The following is a 20,049-nucleotide window of genomic DNA, read 5'->3' on the forward strand; positions in this document are numbered from 1 at the left end:
CCGGGTGTTTGCGCGGCAAGGGCCGAACCGGCTCGGCGGCTCGAAGGGCGTCGTTGGTTCCGCAAACCCGCGCGCAACGGCCAGCGGCGTAGCGCAGCGCCTGCTCGTGATCCTCGCGCGAGAAATCGGCGAGTGCGTCGCCGATCAGAAAAGGCTGGATGTCGAGCATGAAGGCTTCCGCCGCGGTCATCAGGCAGCCGATGTGGGCGTACACTCCGCAGATCAGCAACTGGTCGCGGCCCGTTCCGCGCAGCCGCGCTTCCAGGTCGGAGCGCTTGAACGCGCTGTAGCGCCATTTGGTCGGCACGGTGTCGCCGGGCTGGGGCGCGACCGCGTCCACAACGCGCGTCGATTCGGGCCGGTCGGGAATGCCGTCGCCCCAGAAATCGTTCAGCAAGGCACGGTCCTCGGGCGCCGCCCGCCGGGCTGCGCGGTGTAGAACACCGGAATGCCGGCCTTTCGGGCCGCAGCGATCAGGCGGGCGCAGCGGTCCAGAAGCTCCTGAATGGGCGGCTGTGCGGGATCGTAGAAATCCAGGAAATACCCACATCGGATTTGTCGAACGAAACCCTGGATATGCACGGGCCATCGAATCATTGAAGGAAGAACTGGAAGCCGTCGACTGGTACAACCAGCGGGTCGATGCCTGCAAGGACCCCACCTTTTCCAAGGAGCTCCGCGATTACTTGTTCACGGATAAGCCTTTGGCGCACGAATAACGGTCATCGAGCGATTTCTCGATGGCAATCGGGTCGGGGTCGCGGGACATCGTCCGTTACCCTCGACCGAATCGCCGGACGACGTGGTGTTCGGACAGGGCCAGCTCCGTTGCCGGTATTTGGCGCGGACGATCAAAACTTCAGAATGGCGTTTGCAAAGACCGTGTTGTATTCGTAGTCGGCAAACACCCGGCTGGAGCTACGGTGTCCTTTCTCGTAGACGATATTCAGCTGGCCGTGATCGGCAAAGTCGTAGGAAACCGATAATCGGCCGGTTAGGATCGTGTCTTCGTGAGTCTTCGCATCGATGCGTAATTTCGGGTCGCCGGCGTACTGCCACTCTTCCCAGCTAAATTTCGCTTGCAAGTCGATCTTTGGCGTTACCGACCACGTGGGGCTGACGCTCACGCCTTTAGTGACGACATAGCTGGCCGCGATATCCGAGGTTCTGTTCAACAAATCTCCCCAACCCGACAAGGTAATCACGGTTTTTCCTGTCGGTGTCCATTGATAATTGAGCCGCCATGCCTCGCCTTGATAATCCCGTTGTGAAAATTGCTTATGATTGCGGATGCGATAGCCGATGCGCCCCTCTACCAGCGATTTTCCGGTAATCTGCCATTTGTAGAGCGCACTGAATTCATGTTCCTGGTAGCGGTTATCGATCAGCGCGGACAAAACCCGCTCCCGATTCGGCAGGCTGGCATCCGTGTGTGTGTACTGAATGCCGATCGTATTCTGGTCGGGAGATTTATAGTGCAGCCCGATGATGCCGGTATCGCTGGTCAGATCCAGAAACCTACGCTGGGGCGCCTCATGCTCGCTGTTCAGCCACCGGTATTGTCCGTTCAATCTCCATCGTGGATTGAACTTGTAATTGACATCGACCAAGGCCGTATTGTCCGTGATGAGATCCCTTCCGAAAAACCCCGTGTTGGTAAAACCTCCCAAATACTGCCTGTAGCCATAGCCGAGTATTCCGCCGAAGGAAGTTCCCGCTTGCCATTTCCATGTCCCTTTTGCCAGGGACGATACATGGTTAAGCTCATCGTGGTTGGCGTAACGATTGTCGTCGACCTTTCCCTCGAGCTGAAACTCCTGCCGGCTCACCGGAATATAGGTTCTGAGCCCCGCGGAAAGCCGGTTGATCAAGTCCCAGCGTTCCGATTCGTCTATCGGTGCATTCGGATTGATCTGACTCGGGCGACGGAAAAGATTGTCATCGTAGGTCAGCGTCTCCGATAAATAAGGCTGAAAAGTGTCAGTAGGATCGGCGACGCCGAAAGAGGCTTCCGTCCACACCAAAAACGCGAGGGAAATAATCGTTTCCGCTTTGGGCTTATACATGAACCGCTGATGCTTGCGTCTTGAACGTAGCGCTTTCAAATGCTTGCGCAAACCTTTTGTATCAGCCTATGCGGCGAGACTTTCCGTACCGCCGAATTCCGATAGCGACTAGCCCGATCGTGTTATGGCTATACACAACGGCACGCCTTTAGCGAAAGAGGACCGGCAAAATGTCATCGATCCGCTTTGCACGAAAATAAGACCGCGCCGCCGCGCGGCTCTCCGAATCTGCAATACGGCCTGCGGCCGCAGAGCTCAGGCCGTCGAGGATCGCGGACGCGAATCCGGATTCATCTTTGCTGACTCGGAAGCAATTCTTGACCTCATCCGGAAGTCCAGCCAAGCCCTGAGGCGTACTGATCAATTCGGCGGGGGAAAAAAGCATTTCGACGGACTTGATATTGACTCCGCTACCCGCAAAGACAGGGTTGATCAAGATCTGCGCATCGCGCAATATCGAGACGGCGTCTGGCGGATTTTCGATCAGTGTGACTTCGGGGCGCGCAGCGAGCGCCGCTCGTATCTGATCCGAAGGCTGGCTGCCGGCGATGAACAGGCGCAGGCCGGGCCGTGCATCGAGAAGCCGCGGCGCCACCTTCTCCAGAAACCAAACCAAGCCCTGGACGTTATTGGGCATGAACAGGTTTCCGAGATAGCCGACGTCGAATCGGGGGGGACCTTCCCGCGGCGCACTGAGGCGTCCCGCAAAAGATTCGTCCACCAGCGGCGGCAGCCAATATCCGGACGTAAACCCGAGCTTCTCCCAATATCTAAGGTCATCGACGGAGATATCGAAGAACGCTGAACTCTCCCTGAGAATTCCGTGCTCGTAACGGCGCAGGTTGAACAGGCTGAGTGTCCACTGAAACCGTTCTCGCGCCGTTCGGGCGATTCTGGCCTGATGTAGTGTATACCGATGTTCGATGTTGTGAGAGCGGTAGAACAACGGCAGTTTCAGCTCGTGCGCCAGACGGCGCGCCACCTCGCCACCATAGACGGCGTCCAGCCAGATTGCCTGGCTGTCGAATGCGCGCTGCGCCTCCAGCAGGGAACGAAACTCGGCGGGCCTCAAGCTACGGGAGGCCACTCGCCAAGGCAGCCGCCACAGGTGGACAGTTCGCTTGATGCGCGAACGCCAGGTTCGTTCAAACGGAAAGACGTACAGATCCTCCACGACCTCCCGCACCTTGTCGAGATGTTCCGGTCGCAGCGCGCCGGCGGCTCCGCCGCCCCAGCAGACGAGTTGGACGCGGACGCCCGCCGATTTCATGGCGCAGAGCCGGCGCCACACGTCGACCAGACCGCCATGTCCGGGAGGGAAAGGCAGCTCGTTACAGATCATCGTGATGCGCATCGGTTGGTCCTTATCTTGCTCTGCGCGCTTTGTGTACGGATGCCTGTGGCGAAGCTAGCGGGTGGAACACCAGCTTGAATTTCGTCTCCGTTGCCATGGCTTCGAGGTAGATGCCCCGGCGGGTGTACGGCGCGGCGGAATCGGGGACGGTGCCCACAAACACCCGCTGCAGCTCGGCGCCGGCGATCGCCAGGGCAAACCGGCGGCCGGCGCAGTCGAGCGTGCCGCTCCAAGTGCCCGCCGCCGCATAGGCGGTCCAGTCCTTCCAGTAACCGAAGGCCGTCGCAGCGGGCAGCGACGCCCCTTCCGCCACGGCTTGACTGCCGGAGGTCACGGCACAGGGTGTGTTCATGACGACACCGATCGCGTGCGGCGTGTCCGAGCCGGTGGTCACCCCCACCTGATCGATAAAGTCGCCGGCGCCGATGGCGAGCCGCCGGGTTGCGGTTACGCCCGGACGATAGCTCGGATGGGACACCGCCGCGAACGAGCCGTCCGGCGCGACCTCATCGAGCTGTCCCTCGGACGGCCAGGGATTTTGCCCGTCGCCGTCGACCAGCGGCACGTTGTGCGCCGGTGCCCGGCTGAAATAGCCCTTGTGCAGCGGCGAGCCGTAGCCGACCGTGCCGGCGTCTTTGAGAAGCCAGGTGTCGCCGTATTGCAGTTCATAAGTGAGGGCTTCCTGCTGGGCATGAAACCGGGCTTTCTGGCCATAGCGCAACAGGGCATGCCAGCCGTTCTTCACGAGCTGAACCGCATCGAGACCCGGCACCGGTCCCGACGCCAGGTCGGGCAGTAGGGGCATCGAATCGACCGGCTTGGGCGGATCGAGCAGGGTGTCCCAGCTCAGCTGGCCCTTCGCTTCGTCCAGCCCGAGCCAGGTCGGCAACACCCGGCGGGAGGCCGCCCACAACTTGCGGTTCGGCGCCTTGCGATTAGGCGGCGAATCGTTGAGGGTCGGGGCGTCTTCATTGGCAAAGCGCACGGTCACCGGAGAAATCATCAGGTTCTGCGCGATCCAGAGTTCCCGGGCGAACTCGGCCAGCCGCCCGCGCAACGAGGCGCCGACCAGCAGCTCCACCAAGGCCTGAACCGTATACTCCTGATAGGACAGGGAGTGCTCGTACCAGAACCAGTCCGGCGACACACCGGTCGCCAGGAGCGACGGAAGACCTAAGGCCGAATGCTTGCCGAAGCCGATCAACTCGGGTTGTTCGAACTCGAGTCCGATCAGCGTCACGGCCGCGGCATGCCAGACGGCGATGTTGTGGACCTCGCGCGACGACGCCATCACATTGGCCGCCAACGGCAGGAACAGCCCCTCGCGCCAGTGGTCGGCGCGGGCCGCCGGGACATGGGGTTTCAGCAGCCGGACCGCTTCGATCAACACCAGGGCGCGGGTCGCTTCGTCCAGACTCTGATTCATCAGCTGGGCTCGGCCGTTCCAGGTCTGCAACGGGAAGCCGCGGTAGGCGTCGGCGTAGAAATCGAGCTGCGAAGCCGCCCAATCCAAGTAGCGCGTATCGCCGGTCAGGCGGAACAGTCGGGCGGCGTCCAGCACGCGGTCGATGTTGTAGATCCGATTATGGGCGATCCAGGCGGCGCGCAGCTTTTCGTGGCCGGGCTGGTCGGGCGGTATCGGCTGATCGGGGGTCCAGTGGAGAAAGGCGCCCGTCTTTAAATTCACGTAATTGTGCAGCCAGCCCGCGGCCCATTCCGGGTGATCGCGGGGCGTGGCCATCCACTTCGTGACCCGACTGGTTCGCTCCTGCAACCAAGCCGTCCAGCGCGGGTCCTGTGCCACGCGCTGGCGGGCCGCGTCCCAGTACTCACGGGCGGCACGGGCCGGTGCATAGTCGTCTTCACCCGCTTTCAAGGCGGTAAAGGCGGCTTTGATGGTGTCGTTGCCGGGCAGGGCTGGGGCCTTGGACGCCGGTTCAGTTTTGCCGGCGGCTATAGGTTCGAGGACTGCTCCTGCCAGCATCAACGCCACCCCGCTCCATAATCGCAGATCTCTCATCGTTGTCCCCTTATCGTCATGGATTAGAAAACACGGCATCGGATGACGCGTTGGGAGCTACTTCCTTCGCCAGGAAGGGCTCGATATTGAGCAAGGCACGTTGTTCAACCCCGGGCCAAGAATCCGCAACCCGGGAGGCGAGGGCTTCGCGAGATGAAATCAGTTCGTCGATCAGCGGTGCCAGGCGGGAAGGATCAAGAATCGACTCGGGCGACACCGCCAGATGTCCGGGAAGTTCGAAATGTCGAAAGAGTCCTTCGAATTTGCCTTGATAAGTGACGGCGACGATGGGCACACCCTGGCCGAGCGCCGCGACCGCCAAATGCATCCGTCCGGTAAAAACGGCGTCCGTTAGGCCGGCGATCGCCTTTAGCTCCTTTGCGGAGAAATGATTCTTCCAGTAGCGAATTCGCTCGCCCAACTCGTCCTGAAGACCTTCGAAAATCGGTCCGAGCATGGCTTCATCGCCTAGCGGGCCACCACGAAAATCGTGCGAGATGAACAGATAACTCACATCATTCCGCGCCGCGACGTCGCGCAGTGCTGCTACCGAGGCACTGATCATCGCCGAGCGTAGGGATTGATCGCCTTCCTTGATCAGCATCGGGTGGAGATTGAAACCCACCACGGTACAGCCCTTCGCCCGCTGCGAATCGGCCCAAAGACGAACAACCTCCACTCGGTCGCTGAACGAGGGCCGTAACAGAAAGGCCGCATCGGCGACTAGCCTCGAATTAGCCTGGGAGACTCCTTTAAAGCGTTCGAGAGAAACTTCGTCCCGGACGGAAACGACGAAACGCTGATCGAGGGAGCCAAGGCAGCGCCGCAAACGCGAGGACGGTTTCTCGTTGAACGAAAATCCCAGAGTCGCGCTTCGTTTTCCGAGCCGCGCAGCCATATCGCCGACCACCCACAGGCGCAGAGCGGTCAGCGGAGTGTAGTATCCGTCCATCACATCGCCACCGACGATCACCAGTCCTTCATAGCGGGACATGGTCTGGATCAGCCGGCGCAGCGACCACTTGGGATTTGCCCAGACCGGTTCGAGGCGTACGCCGAGATCTGCCAGTGTCTCGGGAACTTGGTCATGGTAAGTCAGCAGCCCGAATTGGCAGACGGGATTGAATGCGCGGATCCGCTCAACGAACGCCGTGATCATGGCCTCGTCACCCTTGGAGCCGGCAACCGTATCCGGATCGCAGGGAGCGATCAGAATCGAGTTACAGGCTTCGAGCAGATCCGGATAGGACGGATTGACCAATTGCCCCTTTTCGCGCCGCCATTCCCGATACAGCATCGGCACCCGCAAGAACTCTCTCAGGCGGCCTCGAACCCCCTTCGCTCGAACGTTCTTGATCTCAATCGGCTTTTGGGGCTTATCGGAACCTTGTTCAGTCATCCACGCCTCATTGATTTGATGGTTTGTATTGATTCGATCAGATGGCGGCGGCCGAGAAGCGCAATTCCCATGGCGTAGACCGTTATTCCGGCGGCAAGCTTCACGGCGAGGTCCGACAGCTGATTCAGGCCGAAATCGGAGAGTGCGGGGCCGATCGCTCCGACGGCGAAAAACATCATCGCCGCCGAAAGGGCGAACGGAATAACGCACCGCAGGATTCTGCGAATGGATACGCCCAGGTACCTTCTTCCGAGATAAAAGCTCACGGGCGTCGCGACGAGTTGCGCCAGCACGTAAATCTTGACGGTTATGTCCAGGCCTTGCCCTTTGGTCGCCACCAGGGCGGCGCCGGTAGCCGCCGCCTTGACGATGGCGATCGCTAGCGCTGTAGCGGACCGGCCGATGGCGTTCAGTCCTGATGCGTTGTAGTACTGGAGCGTCTGAACGGCCCCGAGGAGGGCGAGCGGAGCCAGAATGTCCGCGGTGTCGGCCCATTTGGCGCCGAATACCGTCATGCAAAGCTCCGAGGCGACCGCGGAGACGAGCACGAAGCACGGCATCGCCAGGGCGGCGGTCGCGGTCATGGCGCGGTAATAGGCCTGGGCCAGTCGTTCTCGCTCCCCGGCGATCCGCGAGAAGCCCGAATGGGCCACGTCCATGACCACCGAACTGAGGAGCTGCATCATGATGGTGTAGATGCGGGAACCGACGGCATAAAACCCGAGTGTGGCGGCGCCGAGCCACGCGCCTATGGCGAGCTCGATGGCGCGGGTATTGGCGAAATCCAGCAGGCGCATGCCGAGGACATTGCTTCCGTAGCGGAGGAGTTGACCGAACCCGACGAAACTGAACTTCAGTCCGGGCTTCCAGACCGGCTTGAGCCAGAGCAATATCAGATTGACCGAGGTACTGGTCAGAAACTGTCCGACCAGACTCCACACGCCGAAGCCGGCGAGCGCCAGCCCGACACCCACCGCGCCGCTAACGACGGTCGCGGCCACGGTTCTGAGGGCCAGCCAGCGGTACTGGAAATTTCGCCGGAACAGGGCCTGCTGGCAGAACCCGAGTGAACTGATCAGTATTCCGAGGCACGACACTCGCAAAATTTCGGTCAGGCGCTCGATGCCCATTACCGAGGCGATGAGCGGTGCCCCCAGCCAGGTCGCCGTAACCAAAAGAGCTGCCACGATAAAATTGGCCACGAAAACCGTATTCAACTCTCGCGGCCCTATCGTGGGACGTTGCACGACCGCGTCGGCTAGGCCCTGTTCCGCAATGATCTCGATAAAGGCGAGCACCGCGATGGCGGCGGCGAATACGCCGAATTCATCCGGCGACAGAATTCGAGCAAGCAGGAAAAATACGGCGATGGTCGCCAGTCGTCCGCCCCAGTTACGGACGGCCGACCAGATCAATCCGGACAGAACCTTATTGCCCAGCGAAGGCGTGGTGCTGCTCATGCTTTACGCCTACCGGTCCAAAGCGGTGTCCAAGCGCGCAAAAAAAGCGTCTATCGAAAAGCGCTCCACGTACCGACGGGCGTTTTTGCGAAGATGCTCGCGCAGTGCCTGATCGCCACCCCATTGCAGAACGGCCGCCGCGAAATCGACAGGGTCGTCGCAAATTTCGAGGGGGCTGTCGTCGGTCGGGGGAAAACCTGCGGCTCCCACGCTGGTCGTAATGCAGGGCAGACCGAACGCGAAATAATCCAGCATCTTGATCTTCATGCCGCTCCCGGCGCGCACCGGATTGATGGCGAAAAGCGCGGTTGCGGCGAGTTCCGAGAGGTCTTGAACGCGGCCGTGCAGAACCACGCCCGGAATGCCGGGCTTGAAGGCGAGACACGCCTCGCCCGCCACGTCCAGGATGAAATCGTTCCGCACCTCGCGCACTCGCGGCCAGACGTTCTCCAAAAACCAGCGGAGTCCGTCCACGTTGTGCGGCGCATGGCTGCCGAGATACAGAATGCGGGACTCCGAGGCGCCCCGAGGCTTTATCGGCCTCGCGTCAACTGGCGCCGGAAGAGCGACGATCTTCGCTATCGGCATCAGATTGCCGAGGTCGAGGGCGTCTTCGTCGCTGATCGCGAGCAGCACGTCAAAGCCTCCGAGCATGGCCTGCTCCTGTTCCGGGGTCACCGGGGGAACGGCGGTTATGCCGCGAGCCTCCAGGGACTGGCAGCGCTTGTAAAAGACGTCGTGGGCGATCAACAGCGTGCGGGTGCGGTTCGGCAACCAGTTCACGATCCGCGCCCGGAAAATGGTATCGACGAAGACATAGTGGGGAGCTAGTCGGGCGAACAGCGGCGCCAATCGGCGCAGATCCGGTTCGCTCAGGCAGCGGCCGATAAAGACGGCTTTGCTCTGCGATGCGCCGCGCCAGTTCGCCAGCCGTCGGGCCCATGCGCCGCCCACGCTATCGAGCAGCCAGCGGTAAACGGACCGAATCAGGGCCCGTGGGTGTGTGACAAGGCGCCACTCCCCCAGCCGAACCGTTCCGGGCACGTGAATCTGGAGTCTTGTGCAACCCAATCGGCGCCGGGGGCGGAATATCGGCGCCGGCAGGCGCGGTCCGCTGATCACCAGATGCGCCTCGAACTCCCGTGACTCCAGGTATTTCACGAAAGCGTGGTTGTAGGTGGAATACCCGTTCAGGCCCGGAACCGGCAAATCCTCGCACAGAAAAACCGCGACCGGACGCAGACGTTCGGTTTTAGGCGCGCTCATTTCAATTCCCACTGCAGCAGAAGCTTGCGTTGGACCGGCAGGAAATTGTCGTCGGACACCGCCGTGACGACGGTGATTCCGTTTTCGTCGCGATGGGCGGCGATACCTTCCATGTTGTCGATCTCGTGAAATAGCCGATTGGCTTCCAGAACGGGGGAGCCGTCCGAAACGGCTCCGGGCCGTATGTCGGTCGCCGGGATGCGGCGAAGACGCATCTTGAAACCGCCGAGCAGCGATAGCCGCCGCTCGAGCAAGAGCAAATCACCTTCCGGGAGAAAGACGGCGTCGCTGATGTCGTAGCCGTCGGTCAAGCGGACCTTGAGTTCCAGCGCCGTCCCTTCCTTCAGAATCCAGGCCGGAGCCATGTCGCGACCGGTTCGGTCCCGCTCGGCAATGGCGAGGAGCGCACCGCCGAAATCATGTCCGGCGGGAATCGCGACCAGAGCTTCCAAGCCGCGACCTTTCGGCAGTGCCACAATGTCCGGAGGAACCGGCAGGAGCCGACCGTGGCGCCGGAGCAAGTCGGATGTCGGCTGGAAAACGGCTATCCCGTTGCGGTGCCCTTCGAATCCCAGGTAAGCGGCCTCGGCGGTCAGCTCGAGAGACTCGATGTCGCCCTTGCCGTTTTCTCGGAGTGGTTTTCCTTCGGGCCCAAGAACCGACGCCATCACCACATCGGCGACGCCGCTCGGACGGCCCCGGTCGTACAAGAGACGGCCTTGTACCCAATAGCCGGCATCGGTGACTGCCGCAAACCCATGGCCGCGGTCCGTCATCCGCAGGCCGGAAATTCCGCCGAAATGCGGGGCGCCGGATTCGAGCACCAAGCCGCCCCGAAAGACCAGCGGCGACGCTGCGGTTTCCGCGATCTCGATTTTTGAAAACTCGGCGATCGGGTGCGCCTCGACCGGGATAGGCGTAAGACCCGGCAAGGCTACCGTGGGTTTAAATCTCAGAAAGCCGGCCCAGGCGATCGCGGCGGCCAACACTGAGGCCGCCGCGGCCGTTACCCACCATCGCCACCGCCGTGCGACGCCGTATCCGGTTCGTGGAGAAGCTTGCGTCGGACGGCGCGTATCGCGAAGCCGGTCGCCGCTGGGCACGATTTCCGTTACAGCCGCTTCGAACCGTTTTCTCATGGGCTTCGTCACGAACGCGCCGGTTGGCTGCATCGGGCCGCCTGGGCGAGTCTCAGCGCCCGTGAAAAAGCGGGCCAGGCCAGTTCGCGGCGAAGCAGCAGATAGATGCCCACCAACACTTTTCGCACCGCCTGCAAGGCGACCGCCCGGCTCGAGGCCGCGCTTCGAGACAGCGCGTACAGGCTGCCGGCATAGTAATGTCCGATCAACCAACAATGAGGGTCGCGGTGCCCGACCAGAGAGGCGTCGAACCAGACGGCTTTTTCCCCGGCGGCGACATAGGCGCGCAGGGCGTAATCGAGGTCTTCTCCGCCGTTGATCGGCGCTCCGACCCCCAGGGACTCGTCGAAATACCCCGTTTGCGCGGCGCGAGAGGCGCGCATGAACAGCGTATTGGACGAGGCATTGGCAACGAACTTCCCGGTGCTCACCGGCCGCGCGGCGCGCAGCTCCAGCGGCAGGGCGGAGAGCGTCGAAGGCGTGGAGGAATACCGGCATATCGCGAGATCGAGCGAGGCGTCTCCCCCGAACAAGGCCAGCATGGCTTCCAGCGTGCCCTCCGGGTACCAGGCGTCGTCGTCGGGGAAAGCGACCATCAACGATCGCCCGAACATGCCGTCTTCGCGCGCCGAGCTCAGGAGGAGATTCCGCGCCTTGGAGAGCGAAACTCGATCGGGAATGGTCGTTACCCGGATATAGTCCGGCAGAGCGGGCAGCGGCTGGCCGGGAGCGTGCCGCTGCAGCAACAGGTATTGAACGACCCGAAGGCCGGACGTCGCTATGGCGCGCTCTACGCTCCGGACCATACGCTCCAGTTCGTCGTGACGTCCGCCCGCACTATCGTTGGTGGTGAAGAGCAGGGCGTCCACCTCCGCGTAGCGCCCTTGCTCGGTCGCGGGAACGGCGTTCATGAGCGCTCGCTCCGGAGAGTGCGCGCTTCGCTGGACGAAGCGCGCCGACCGGCGCGACGCATCAGCGCGCGATCATAGGCGGCCAGAAGGCTGGAGACCTGGTCGGGCCAGCGAAAGTGCGTGCCGGCCCGCTCCAAGGCGCGCTCGGCATGGTTCCGGCGCAAGGACTCGTCTTTCAGGAGCGCCGCCAGGGCGGATGCCAGCCCCTCGGGCGTATGGTCGGGCGCGTAACGGGCCGCATCCCCGAGGAGGCGCTTGGTCTCCGCTAGTTCGAAGGCGACGATAGGCATCCCCAAGGTAGCGTATTCGAACACCTTGCACATGCTGATTTTGTCGTTGTATGTGTCGTAAGGATCGGGAATGACGCCGATGTCGAAGCTGGATAGGGCGGCCAACAGCGCTTCCCCGGACAGGAAACCCGTGAATTGGCAGACGTCGGCTACGCCCAACGACTGGGCCAGTGCTTTCAGCGAGGCAAGCTCGGGGCCGGCGCCGACGAATCTGCAAGTGAATCGCGGCAGTCCGGATTCGTTGCGCAGCGCCGCAACGGCACGAATCAGGTTGTCCACCCCATCCTGAGCACCCATGACCCCTACGTATCCGACCGTGATCGTGTCTTCCACGTCGGTTTTCGGCACCCGTTTGAACTTAGTAAGGTCCGGCACGCCGTACACGGTAAAAACATCGTCGGGATACTTGCCGCCCCGATTTATGGCCAGTTCCTTGAACGTTTCGTTGGCCGAGATGACCACGTCCGAAAACCGGAAGGTCAGTTTTTCGAAGAGTCGCAGCAGGGCGTGCATCGGGCCGCGTTTCTTGAACTTGGATTCGTAGAGCTCCGGACAGATGTCGTGATGATCGAAGATCAGCGGCCGGCCGAGCGCTTTATAGGGCAGGGCAACCAGGAACAAAAGATCGGGCGGATTGGCGATGTGGATGACGTCGAAACCGTGGCGTCGAAACACTTTGAAGGCCAAACGCGTTTCGTGGAACAGCGCCGCGCCGTATTCCAATAAGAAGCCCAATGCGCCGCTGGCTTCCAGGGGCAGGGGATGGCGGTAGACCCGGATGCCGTCGATCACGATTTCCCGTTCCGGGTGCCTTTCGGTGGCCGGGCAGATCACCGTAACCTCCCAACCGGCGTCGCGCAGTGCGGTCGCCTCCTGCCACGACCGCCGGTCCAGCGGCAGCGGAAGGTTTTCGACAATCATTAGACAACTTGGCATTTAAACCCCCGGTGAATGGTCATTTTTTCGCTCCTCTCGAATGCGATCTTCGTTTGCGGTCGTTAAGCGAAATCGTTTTCCGCCATCATGCGACCTTGCCTTGCGTCGGCCCCTTCCAGGCGACCGAAGGGACCTGCCACCACGATGTCGGTTTTGATGACGCGGGCCGGATTGCCTGCTACGACCGTCCGGGGCGGCACGTCGCGCGTGACCACCGAGCCCGCTCCCACGATGCTTTCGTCCCCGATCGTGATCCCAGGCAGAATGATGCTTCTCGCTCCCACGAAACACCGGCGTCCGATCCGGGTGTGAGTATGAAAGCCGCGGGTCAGGTCGTGCGCGAGAATGGCGACGTCGAAAGCGATGTAGGACTCCTCGCCCACGTGGATCCCCTTGGGATTGGTCAGATCGAATTTGGTCGACAGCGAAAACTGGCTGGATGGATGGATATCCATGCGAAAGACCTTCACCAGCCAAAGGCGCTTGAATTTGACCAGGTACAATCGGACCCATCTGAGTTTGCCGAGATTCATCTTTGACGTTTCTCCTGGATACTTGCTTTTTTGAGGTGAAACTTTGGCGATGTCCTGGGTCAGACCCTGTGCGGCGGGTCGAGGGCGGGCTCGGCCGTCCGAAACGGTTGAGGACTGTACGATTCGGGAGATGGCGGAACCGGTTCGCGGCGGTCGCAGGAACCGAAGAAGGCAACCACCAGCGCCATGAAGATTTGAGGCACGCTGAATGTGTTGTCGGTTGACGAATAAACGAAGAAAGCCGCAGCGACCATCAGAAAAGCCCACTTTTTCGTCACAAGAGGATCGCGCAGCAGGTTCACCAGCATGGCTATGAAGGCGCAGCCCATGAGCAATGAGCCGACATAGCCGACCTCCACGGTGAACCGAAGATATTCGTTGTGCGCGGCGACCGTGTGCGTCGTGGTGGACGTTCTAGCGGACAGGATATCCATCTGGTGTCCCAAGCCGACGCCGAAATAGGGAAAGCGGTGTACGTAGGCTTTCAGTTCGTTCCAAATGATGTCGCGGCCGCTCATCGCCTCGGACGACACGCGGGTCATCAGTTGGTCTCCCATGAGGTAGAAAAGTCCGGCTACCACGACGCAGCCGTAAAGAACCATCAAGATTCTGAACACCGCGGACCGGCTTTCCATGAACAGCATCGCGCCGGTAACGCCGAGCGCGAGCGCCGACGGCATACGGGAAGCCGTGAGCATGGTGATTCCGGCATTGACGAGGGCAAGCAGGAGATAACGCGAACGCTGCTGCAGGGCGAGGTAACTGGCCGCCACGGCGCCGGTAACGCCGGCTCCCCCGAGAAATGCCGGTCCCATGTTGCCGGCGAGCCGGCGGGTGCCGAGATAATCCGTCATCCATAGATAACTGATGCCCATTGCCTCGTAAATCGTTCCGAGCAACACCGAGACCGGCGGAATGAGGGCTGCGATCAGCAATATGAACTCCCGGTCTCGCTGTTCCGGAAAAGCCGTAAAAAAAAGCAGAAAAGCGATGAGACTCACCAGGCTTCGCGCGTATCGGTTCCAGGAAAAGGCGTCGAACTCGCTGAGAAGACCGCAGACGAAGCTGACGAGGATGATGAAGCCCATCAACACGAGGTTGGCCGGAATGCGCTTGCGGGTGAGCGTGAAAACCAGTCCCGCCAGGATTAAAAACAGTTTCTCGACGGGATTGGCGTTGGCCAGGCCGAGCAAATGTCCCATATTGAGGACCAACACCAGTTGCGCGAGAAGAAACATGCGTCTAAACGCCATGTTCGGCTCCCCTCCCGTCCGGCGTTCGGCGCAATCGATCTTCAAAACTCATTGAGTACCGCGCCCACGATCCGGCAGCCGACGGCGGTCAGCATTTGCCGGAGAAAATCGGTTTCGGAGAAGGGGGTTACATGCTTTCTCACGATCAGCAGGGATGCGCCGGCGCGCGCGGCGACCGTTTGGGCGTCGCTGCTGGCGATTCCGCCGGGCGTATCCAGAAGAACGATGTCGTATGCCGCCGAGAAGTCCCTCAGAAGCGCATCGAATGCGCCGCGGCTGAGCAATTCCAATGGATTGGGCGGAAGTGTGCCGGCCGGAAGCACCGATAGATCGGCGAATTCATCGATGCGGCGGATGCATTCGCCGCCGCCGCGACCCACCAGCAGATCGGACAAGCCCATGCCGTTGCGGCCCAAAGCGAAAATGTCGTGCTGGCTCGGGTTGCGCAGATCGGCATCTACGAGCAGCGTTCGCTGTCCCAGTTGCGAAAATACGACGGCAAGGTTCGACACGGCATAACTGCGCCCCTCTCCGCGACGAGGACTGGTTACGGCCAGGGTTTTGCTCCCATCGCCGTGCCAGCGCAGCATCAGCTGACTGCGTATGGCGCGGAACACCTCCATCTGGTGGCTGAACGGCTGATACGCGGCAATCAGTCGAGTGCTGAAATTTCCCTGTCCCGGCTTCAAATAGCGGTAATCGAACTGTTCCGAAATCGCTCGGTTGATGTCTTCTTCGGAAATCAATCCAAGCCGCAGTGCGGCCTCGCCGAAACGCAGCCCGGTTTCTCTCTGGAGATGCAGCACCCGTTCCGCATCGAGCGGCGAGAGCCTGCCCGATTCCCGCAGGATTTGTCCGATCCGGCGTTCGGCGCCGATGGGTTCCGGGTTAATCTTGAGCGCCGGGGTTTGTGTCATAAAAAGATCTCGTTGGGCAATGAGAGATGGGCGTTTCGTCCCTGCCATCGGGGCGACGGCTGGAAGATTTGCGTGCGGCCTTGGCAATCGAAGCCTACCGGTTTCATGGCGGCTTCAGACCGGAGTTTTGGAGAAAGCCAAACGCCATTTCGGATGGCGTAATTTCGCATCGGTCAAAACCCCTAGCACGGGGAGTCCGAGTGTGATGCTCAAGTCTTCCGGGGAGCGCACGCGGCGATCGAGCAATTCCAGCAGCAAAGCGAAGCTGACCGCCAGAATGACGCCTAGAAAAGCCGCTACCGCGACGTTCAGCAGCACTTTCGGCCGCGACGGCCGCAACGGCGGTTTGGCGGGATTCAAGACGGCGACATTGGTTTGGTTGGCCTCGCTTTCGAGGCGCGTCTGATTGAACCGTTGCAAAGCGGCTGTGTAAGACTGCCGGGCATGTTCGACTTCATGGGTCAGTACCGCGAGTTCGTCCCGCTGCTTGTTGAGTTCCAGTACTCGTGCCTTTTGCGCGCCGAGCGCCGTTCTGAGCTCGTTTTCGCGCATGCGCGCGATGTCCACCGCGGTATTCAGGCTGTGAAGGATGGTTTTTGTCTCGGCTGCCAACTTGCGTTTGAGGCTGCCGGCTTCGGCCACGGCTTGCTGATGGATGGGATGGTTGATGTCGTATTTCTCTCCGATTTCGGCAAGTCTGGTCTCGGCTAGCGCCAGTTTCGCCTTCAGATCCTGAACCACGGAATTGGCAAGCACATCCGGTAAGGTTTCCGGCAAGAAGGCGCTGCCTGCCGCTTCCAATTGATTGCGGCGGGAGATCAGATCGTAGGTGTGCGACTGAGCGGCCACCAGCTGCTTGGAGAGCTCTTCCAGCCGGCTGTTTTCTACGTCCCAGTGTTGGTCGAGAGCGACGATGCCCTTTTCCTGCTGGTATTCGGACAGACTGGCCTGGGCTTTCTCCAGGTTTTCCCGCAAACCCTTGATTTGCTGCTCGAACCAAGCGGCATTCTGGCGCGCCGGCTCGGTCTTGAGTTCCAGGTTGGTCGCGATGTAATTTTCCGCGAATGCGTTGGACAGCGCGGCGGCGAGCGTCGGGTCGACATCCGAATAACTTACTTGAATAACGCTGCTCTCCCGCGACGGTTGAACCTCCAGTTTTTTCAGCAACTGATCGGCCAGCCAGTCGCGAATGTCGCCCGTTCCCTTTGCTTCTTGCTCGAACCGTTCCTTCGATTCCGGCAGATCGGCCAGCTTGAGTCGATCGACGACCTTGAGCGCCACGTTATGGCTGCCGATGATGTTGACTTGGGTGGCCATGTAACCCGGCATCAGCTGCGCCGGCACCGCGATGCCGGTAATGGGGTCCACGCCCTTGTAATCGACGACGAGGGTCGACGTGGCGGTATACGCCTTCGGCAGTATCAGGCTTATCGCGAGGACCGTCAGGGCAGCCGCCAGCGGCGTAAGAACGAGCACCCACAGCCGTGCCCATAGAATCTGCAGGAACTGATTCAAATTCATATCTGGTTACCAATCCATGAAATCCATGCCGAGGACGAAGGCATGCCTTTGCTTCCGGGAAGATTCGCTAAAACCATCGTTCGTCCACATAGATCACATCGTCCTTTTCGATCAGTTCATCCAACTCCGCATCGAGCGTCGTCAACTGATCTTCCGAGGATCTCCGCTTGATCGTGATGCTGCGCAGGCTGCCGCGAGGAGTCACGCCTCCGCCCAATGAAATCGCTTGAGCGACGGACATGTTCCGCTCCAAACGGTATGCGCCGGGGCGCTGCACTTCGCCGTGGATGTAAAAAACCGGGGCACGCGGCACGAATATGACGTCTCCGTCTTCGGCGAAAATGTCTTCCGACGCTTTTCCTTCCTCGAGCAGTTCTTTGAGATTCAGCTCTTCGCGGTAGGTTTGCCCATTCCGAGTTCGGGTCACGATGGTCCGATCGTCTCCTTGCGGATTCACGCCTCCCGCCAGCGCGATCAACTGAGTGACCGTGCTCGCGGTATCCAGGGCGAAACGTCCGGGTTTGTTCACGAATCCCAATACGGCCACTTCGTGACTGCGGTATTCCTGCACCGTGATGTTTACCTGGGGATTGCGTACGTAACCTCGTTCTGAAAGAAGGGTTTCGACGCGAGCTTCCGCTTCTCCGACGGATAAACCGCCCAATTCGATTTCCCCGAGGAGCGGAAACGTGATTTTTCCGCTATCCGAGACACGGGTTTCGGTGGCGAGATCCTCGTTGCCGTAAACCGCAATGCGTACGACATCGTTGGGGCCGAGCAAATAATCGGCCTGCGAAGTCGATAGGATCAGCAAACCGATCAAGCCGATAAAAAAATGCGGGCAAATACCGAAGGGTCTGAACATGTTTTAGTGAATAAAGTTCGAAAATAAGGCTGAATCCAAAAGTCCAAATAATGAGAATCTACGCGCGCCCTTATATTCTTCCGATCAGTAAGCGGTGTCCTGTTTGAGAAAGACACCGGCGGTTCTCAAAATAATCCACAGGTCCAGAGACAGCGACCAGTTCCGCAAATAATCGAGATCGAACTCGATTCGGGCTTTCATTTTCTGCAACGTGTCGGTTTCTCCCCGGAAACCATTGACCTGCGCCCATCCGGTAATACCCGGTTTTACCTTGTGACGGATCATGTAACCTTTGATTTGAGTGCGGTACAGTTCGTTATGAGCCACGGCATGCGGACGAGGCCCGACTATACTCATACGCCCCTGCAATACATTGATAAATTGCGGCAATTCGTCCAGAGATGTCTTACGCAGAAATCGGCCGAAACGGGTAATTCGATTATCGGTTTTACTCGCCTGTCGAACGTTATGACCGTCCTCGCAGACCGTCATCGTTCGGAATTTGTAGACTTTGATTTCCTCGCCGTCGAGGCCGTAACGACGCTGCTTGAAAATGACGGGACCGGGCGAACTCAGCTTGACCCCGATGGCTATCGCAAGCATCAATGGGGAAATCAAAATCAGAATGATCGATGCAAAAAGGATATCGACGATACGCTTCATGACCCGGTTGACACCATAAAACGGTGATTCGCAGACAGCCACTACCGGAATGCCGTTTATATTCCCAAATCGTGCTTGAATGAGATCGAAGACAAAAATATCGGGAACGAAGTAAATGGATGCCGTGGTATCTCTGAGTTTATCGAGAAGATCGAAAATCCGCGGCTGAGCCATCATCGGTAACGCGATATAGATGAGGTGAATGGATTTAGTTCGGACGAACTCCGCCACCTCGTTCATCTTTCCCAATAGATTGATGTGGCTCACGCCTAGACGCTCCGGACTCCTGTCGTCGAAGAAACCGGCGAAGCTGATTCCCAAATAAGGCGCGGACTCGAACTGTCTCGCTAATTTAAGGCCGAGCTCGTTTACCCCGACAATGATTGCTCTGCGTTGGGCATCGCCCTGCGAGACCGCCGATTGCAATGCACGACGAGCCAATAGTTGTACCGCAATGAGCACCAACGGCGTGGCGACAAACCAAGTCAACAGAAGCTTTCTCGAAAAGTCGTCCGACATTTTTGCGGCAAAACCCAATATCGCCAGGAAACCGAATAAAAAGGTCCAACGAGCGAAAATATTGCCGAACGAACGCAAGAGACTCGATTTGAAGTCTAGTTCCAGGTCTATTTCGTCAAAAATTAGCGAGGCGATCAAAAATGTTATTACTAATAGCAAAAAGTAATGCTTTTCGATCTTTAATCCATAAAAGTGGATCGTCAAGATAAAACACCCGACGATCACAATTGGATTTAGAAGACTCTTGACTAATAGAACTGAAGGTCGGTCGATTGCCTGCAAGCCTTTTTCTCCTAAGATCAGCGAAATAGGGTAGCTGTCGTAGGGTGACGTTAATGCAGAGAAGAATAAATGGGTTCGGCTTTCTTGTTGCCGCGTATAACCTGCAATCCGATCAAGGTAATTCCGACCAATATCATGAGCCAGGTTTCTGTGTCGGGTGCGGGCGAGGCATAACCAGCGTACATGTCCTCTTTTCGATTTTTCTTGTAGCGGTCGACGGCCATGGCATCAAGAGAAAGCTCTTGCATTCCTTGGAATGTTATTTCAGATTCATTCCAGCCGTTCTTGGATTTTCGGCCCGGTATGTCAAGGGCAAAGCGGATGGCGTTTACGTTGACAGAAGATAGGAGGCGATAGGAGCTTTTGGCTATGCCGAAGAAGGAGGTTTCAGCAAAGCCTGCTTTACCGGAAGGTGGTATATGAGCGCTAGACTTATCGATAGCGTGGTTCCTTTCTTTGTCATGATAAGGCGTGCCGAAAGTTGAAGGATAATCACTGAAGTTCTCCGCAGATGCTCCTTTAAACCAGATGAACAACAGGCAAAAAATTATTCTGTAAGAGACGTTTAGAATCTGTCTTAAGCTCATATAAAACCCCCATGTGATGCGTCTAAAGAAAACAGAACTGGATGCTCGTATTCTTATGAAATCCAATA

General features: G+C 59.2%; 17 protein-coding genes and 1 pseudogene. 1 reads left to right on the forward strand and 17 read right to left on the reverse strand.

Going from position 1 to position 20,049, the window contains the following annotated elements:
- Positions 1-109 precede the first annotated feature (109 nt).
- Positions 110-589: pseudogene (locus ACWJJK_RS06230) on the reverse strand (isochorismatase family protein); the annotation flags it as partial.
- Here ACWJJK_RS06230 and ACWJJK_RS06235 point away from each other — a divergent pair.
- A complete protein-coding gene (locus ACWJJK_RS06235; RefSeq protein WP_454128761.1) occupies positions 516-719 on the forward strand; it encodes a ferritin family protein in 204 nt (67 codons plus the stop codon). The pseudogene ACWJJK_RS06230 and the gene ACWJJK_RS06235 overlap by 74 nt on opposite strands.
- A 132-nt stretch (positions 720-851) precedes the next feature.
- Here the strand turns inward: ACWJJK_RS06235 and epsL are convergent, their stop codons facing one another.
- From epsL to ACWJJK_RS06315, 16 genes are all read right to left on the reverse strand, one after another.
- A complete protein-coding gene (gene epsL / locus ACWJJK_RS06240; RefSeq protein ID WP_086134088.1) occupies positions 852-2,066 on the reverse strand; it encodes an XrtB/PEP-CTERM-associated polysaccharide biosynthesis outer membrane protein EpsL in 1,215 nt (404 codons plus the stop codon).
- 148 nt (positions 2,067-2,214) lie between these two features.
- Entirely contained in the window at positions 2,215-3,420 is a 1,206-nt protein-coding gene (locus ACWJJK_RS06245; protein ID WP_086134089.1) for a glycosyltransferase, read from the reverse strand.
- A 10-nt stretch (positions 3,421-3,430) separates the two neighbouring features.
- Positions 3,431-5,440 carry a heparinase II/III domain-containing protein gene (locus ACWJJK_RS06250; protein WP_454128762.1) on the reverse strand — a complete coding sequence of 670 codons (2,010 nt, stop codon included), beginning with the start codon at positions 5,438-5,440 and terminating at the stop codon, positions 3,431-3,433.
- Between the two features lie 16 nt (positions 5,441-5,456).
- Positions 5,457-6,839 carry a polysaccharide pyruvyl transferase family protein gene (locus ACWJJK_RS06255; protein ID WP_210023886.1) on the reverse strand — a complete coding sequence of 461 codons (1,383 nt, stop codon included), beginning with the start codon at positions 6,837-6,839 and terminating at the stop codon, positions 5,457-5,459.
- Positions 6,836-8,299 (reverse strand): lipopolysaccharide biosynthesis protein, encoded by a 1,464-nt coding sequence (locus ACWJJK_RS06260; RefSeq protein ID WP_077730531.1) that lies wholly within the window; start codon positions 8,297-8,299, stop codon positions 6,836-6,838. Before ACWJJK_RS06260 ends, ACWJJK_RS06255 begins: the two co-directional genes overlap by 4 nt.
- A gap of 9 nt (positions 8,300-8,308) precedes the next feature.
- Positions 8,309-9,565: a glycosyltransferase gene (locus ACWJJK_RS06265; RefSeq protein ID WP_086134092.1), complete on the reverse strand. Its 1,257-nt coding sequence runs from the start codon at positions 9,563-9,565 to the stop codon at positions 8,309-8,311.
- On the reverse strand, positions 9,562-10,704 hold the full coding sequence (locus ACWJJK_RS06270) for an esterase-like activity of phytase family protein (RefSeq protein ID WP_168175422.1): 1,143 nt from the start codon (positions 10,702-10,704) through the stop codon (positions 9,562-9,564). The genes ACWJJK_RS06265 and ACWJJK_RS06270 overlap by 4 nt, the downstream gene beginning before the upstream one ends.
- Positions 10,705-10,712: 8 nt before the next feature.
- Positions 10,713-11,615 carry a glycosyltransferase family 2 protein gene (locus ACWJJK_RS06275; protein ID WP_434113554.1) on the reverse strand — a complete coding sequence of 301 codons (903 nt, stop codon included), beginning with the start codon at positions 11,613-11,615 and terminating at the stop codon, positions 10,713-10,715.
- Positions 11,612-12,826, reverse strand: coding sequence for a glycosyltransferase (locus tag ACWJJK_RS06280; RefSeq protein WP_434113551.1), 1,215 nt, complete (start codon positions 12,824-12,826; stop codon positions 11,612-11,614). The genes ACWJJK_RS06275 and ACWJJK_RS06280 overlap by 4 nt, the downstream gene beginning before the upstream one ends.
- Positions 12,827-12,903: 77 nt before the next feature.
- On the reverse strand, positions 12,904-13,374 hold the full coding sequence (locus ACWJJK_RS06285) for a DapH/DapD/GlmU-related protein (RefSeq protein ID WP_156879756.1): 471 nt from the start codon (positions 13,372-13,374) through the stop codon (positions 12,904-12,906).
- 59 nt (positions 13,375-13,433) lie between these two features.
- A complete protein-coding gene (locus ACWJJK_RS06290) occupies positions 13,434-14,627 on the reverse strand; it encodes an O-antigen ligase family protein (RefSeq protein ID WP_156879757.1) in 1,194 nt (397 codons plus the stop codon).
- Positions 14,628-14,668: 41 nt separating this feature from the next.
- Positions 14,669-15,544 carry a chain length determinant protein tyrosine kinase EpsG gene (gene epsG / locus ACWJJK_RS06295; protein ID WP_086134096.1) on the reverse strand — a complete coding sequence of 292 codons (876 nt, stop codon included), beginning with the start codon at positions 15,542-15,544 and terminating at the stop codon, positions 14,669-14,671.
- A 114-nt stretch (positions 15,545-15,658) separates the two neighbouring features.
- Entirely contained in the window at positions 15,659-17,065 is a 1,407-nt protein-coding gene (epsF, locus tag ACWJJK_RS06300; protein WP_077730538.1) for a chain length determinant protein EpsF, read from the reverse strand.
- Positions 17,066-17,132: 67 nt separating this feature from the next.
- On the reverse strand, positions 17,133-17,930 hold the full coding sequence (epsE, locus tag ACWJJK_RS06305; RefSeq protein WP_077730539.1) for a polysaccharide export protein EpsE: 798 nt from the start codon (positions 17,928-17,930) through the stop codon (positions 17,133-17,135).
- Between the two features lie 84 nt (positions 17,931-18,014).
- Positions 18,015-19,394, reverse strand: a complete 1,380-nt coding sequence (locus ACWJJK_RS06310; protein WP_156879760.1) for an undecaprenyl-phosphate glucose phosphotransferase — start codon at positions 19,392-19,394, stop codon at positions 18,015-18,017.
- A 50-nt stretch (positions 19,395-19,444) separates the two neighbouring features.
- Complete coding sequence (locus tag ACWJJK_RS06315; protein ID WP_143735168.1) at positions 19,445-19,981, reverse strand: hypothetical protein; 537 nt, start codon at positions 19,979-19,981, stop codon at positions 19,445-19,447.
- Between the last annotated feature and the right edge of the window lie 68 nt (positions 19,982-20,049).

It is taken from the genome of Methylocaldum gracile (assembly GCF_053646815.1).

Bases quoted from the DNA above. Each gene is read 5' to 3' on its own strand.
- epsF (WP_077730538.1), bottom strand. From the start codon at position 17,065: ATGAATTTGAATCAGTTCCTGCAGATTCTATGGGCACGGCTGTGGGTG.
- ACWJJK_RS06255 (WP_210023886.1), bottom strand. From the start codon at position 6,839: ATGACTGAACAAGGTTCCGATAAGCCCCAAAAGCCGATTGAGATCAAG.
- ACWJJK_RS06260 (WP_077730531.1), bottom strand. From the start codon at position 8,299: ATGAGCAGCACCACGCCTTCGCTGGGCAATAAGGTTCTGTCCGGATTG.
- ACWJJK_RS06285 (WP_156879756.1), bottom strand. From the start codon at position 13,374: ATGAATCTCGGCAAACTCAGATGGGTCCGATTGTACCTGGTCAAATTC.
- ACWJJK_RS06250 (WP_454128762.1), bottom strand. From the start codon at position 5,440: ATGAGAGATCTGCGATTATGGAGCGGGGTGGCGTTGATGCTGGCAGGA.
- ACWJJK_RS06315 (WP_143735168.1), bottom strand. From the start codon at position 19,981: ATGAGCTTAAGACAGATTCTAAACGTCTCTTACAGAATAATTTTTTGC.
- ACWJJK_RS06275 (WP_434113554.1), bottom strand. From the start codon at position 11,615: ATGAACGCCGTTCCCGCGACCGAGCAAGGGCGCTACGCGGAGGTGGAC.
- ACWJJK_RS06245 (WP_086134089.1), bottom strand. From the start codon at position 3,420: ATGCGCATCACGATGATCTGTAACGAGCTGCCTTTCCCTCCCGGACAT.
- epsL (WP_086134088.1), bottom strand. From the start codon at position 2,066: ATGTATAAGCCCAAAGCGGAAACGATTATTTCCCTCGCGTTTTTGGTG.
- epsE (WP_077730539.1), bottom strand. From the start codon at position 17,930: ATGTTCAGACCCTTCGGTATTTGCCCGCATTTTTTTATCGGCTTGATC.
- epsG (WP_086134096.1), bottom strand. From the start codon at position 15,544: ATGACACAAACCCCGGCGCTCAAGATTAACCCGGAACCCATCGGCGCC.
- ACWJJK_RS06265 (WP_086134092.1), bottom strand. From the start codon at position 9,565: ATGAGCGCGCCTAAAACCGAACGTCTGCGTCCGGTCGCGGTTTTTCTG.
- ACWJJK_RS06290 (WP_156879757.1), bottom strand. From the start codon at position 14,627: ATGGCGTTTAGACGCATGTTTCTTCTCGCGCAACTGGTGTTGGTCCTC.
- ACWJJK_RS06270 (WP_168175422.1), bottom strand. From the start codon at position 10,704: ATGAGAAAACGGTTCGAAGCGGCTGTAACGGAAATCGTGCCCAGCGGC.
- ACWJJK_RS06280 (WP_434113551.1), bottom strand. From the start codon at position 12,826: ATGATTGTCGAAAACCTTCCGCTGCCGCTGGACCGGCGGTCGTGGCAG.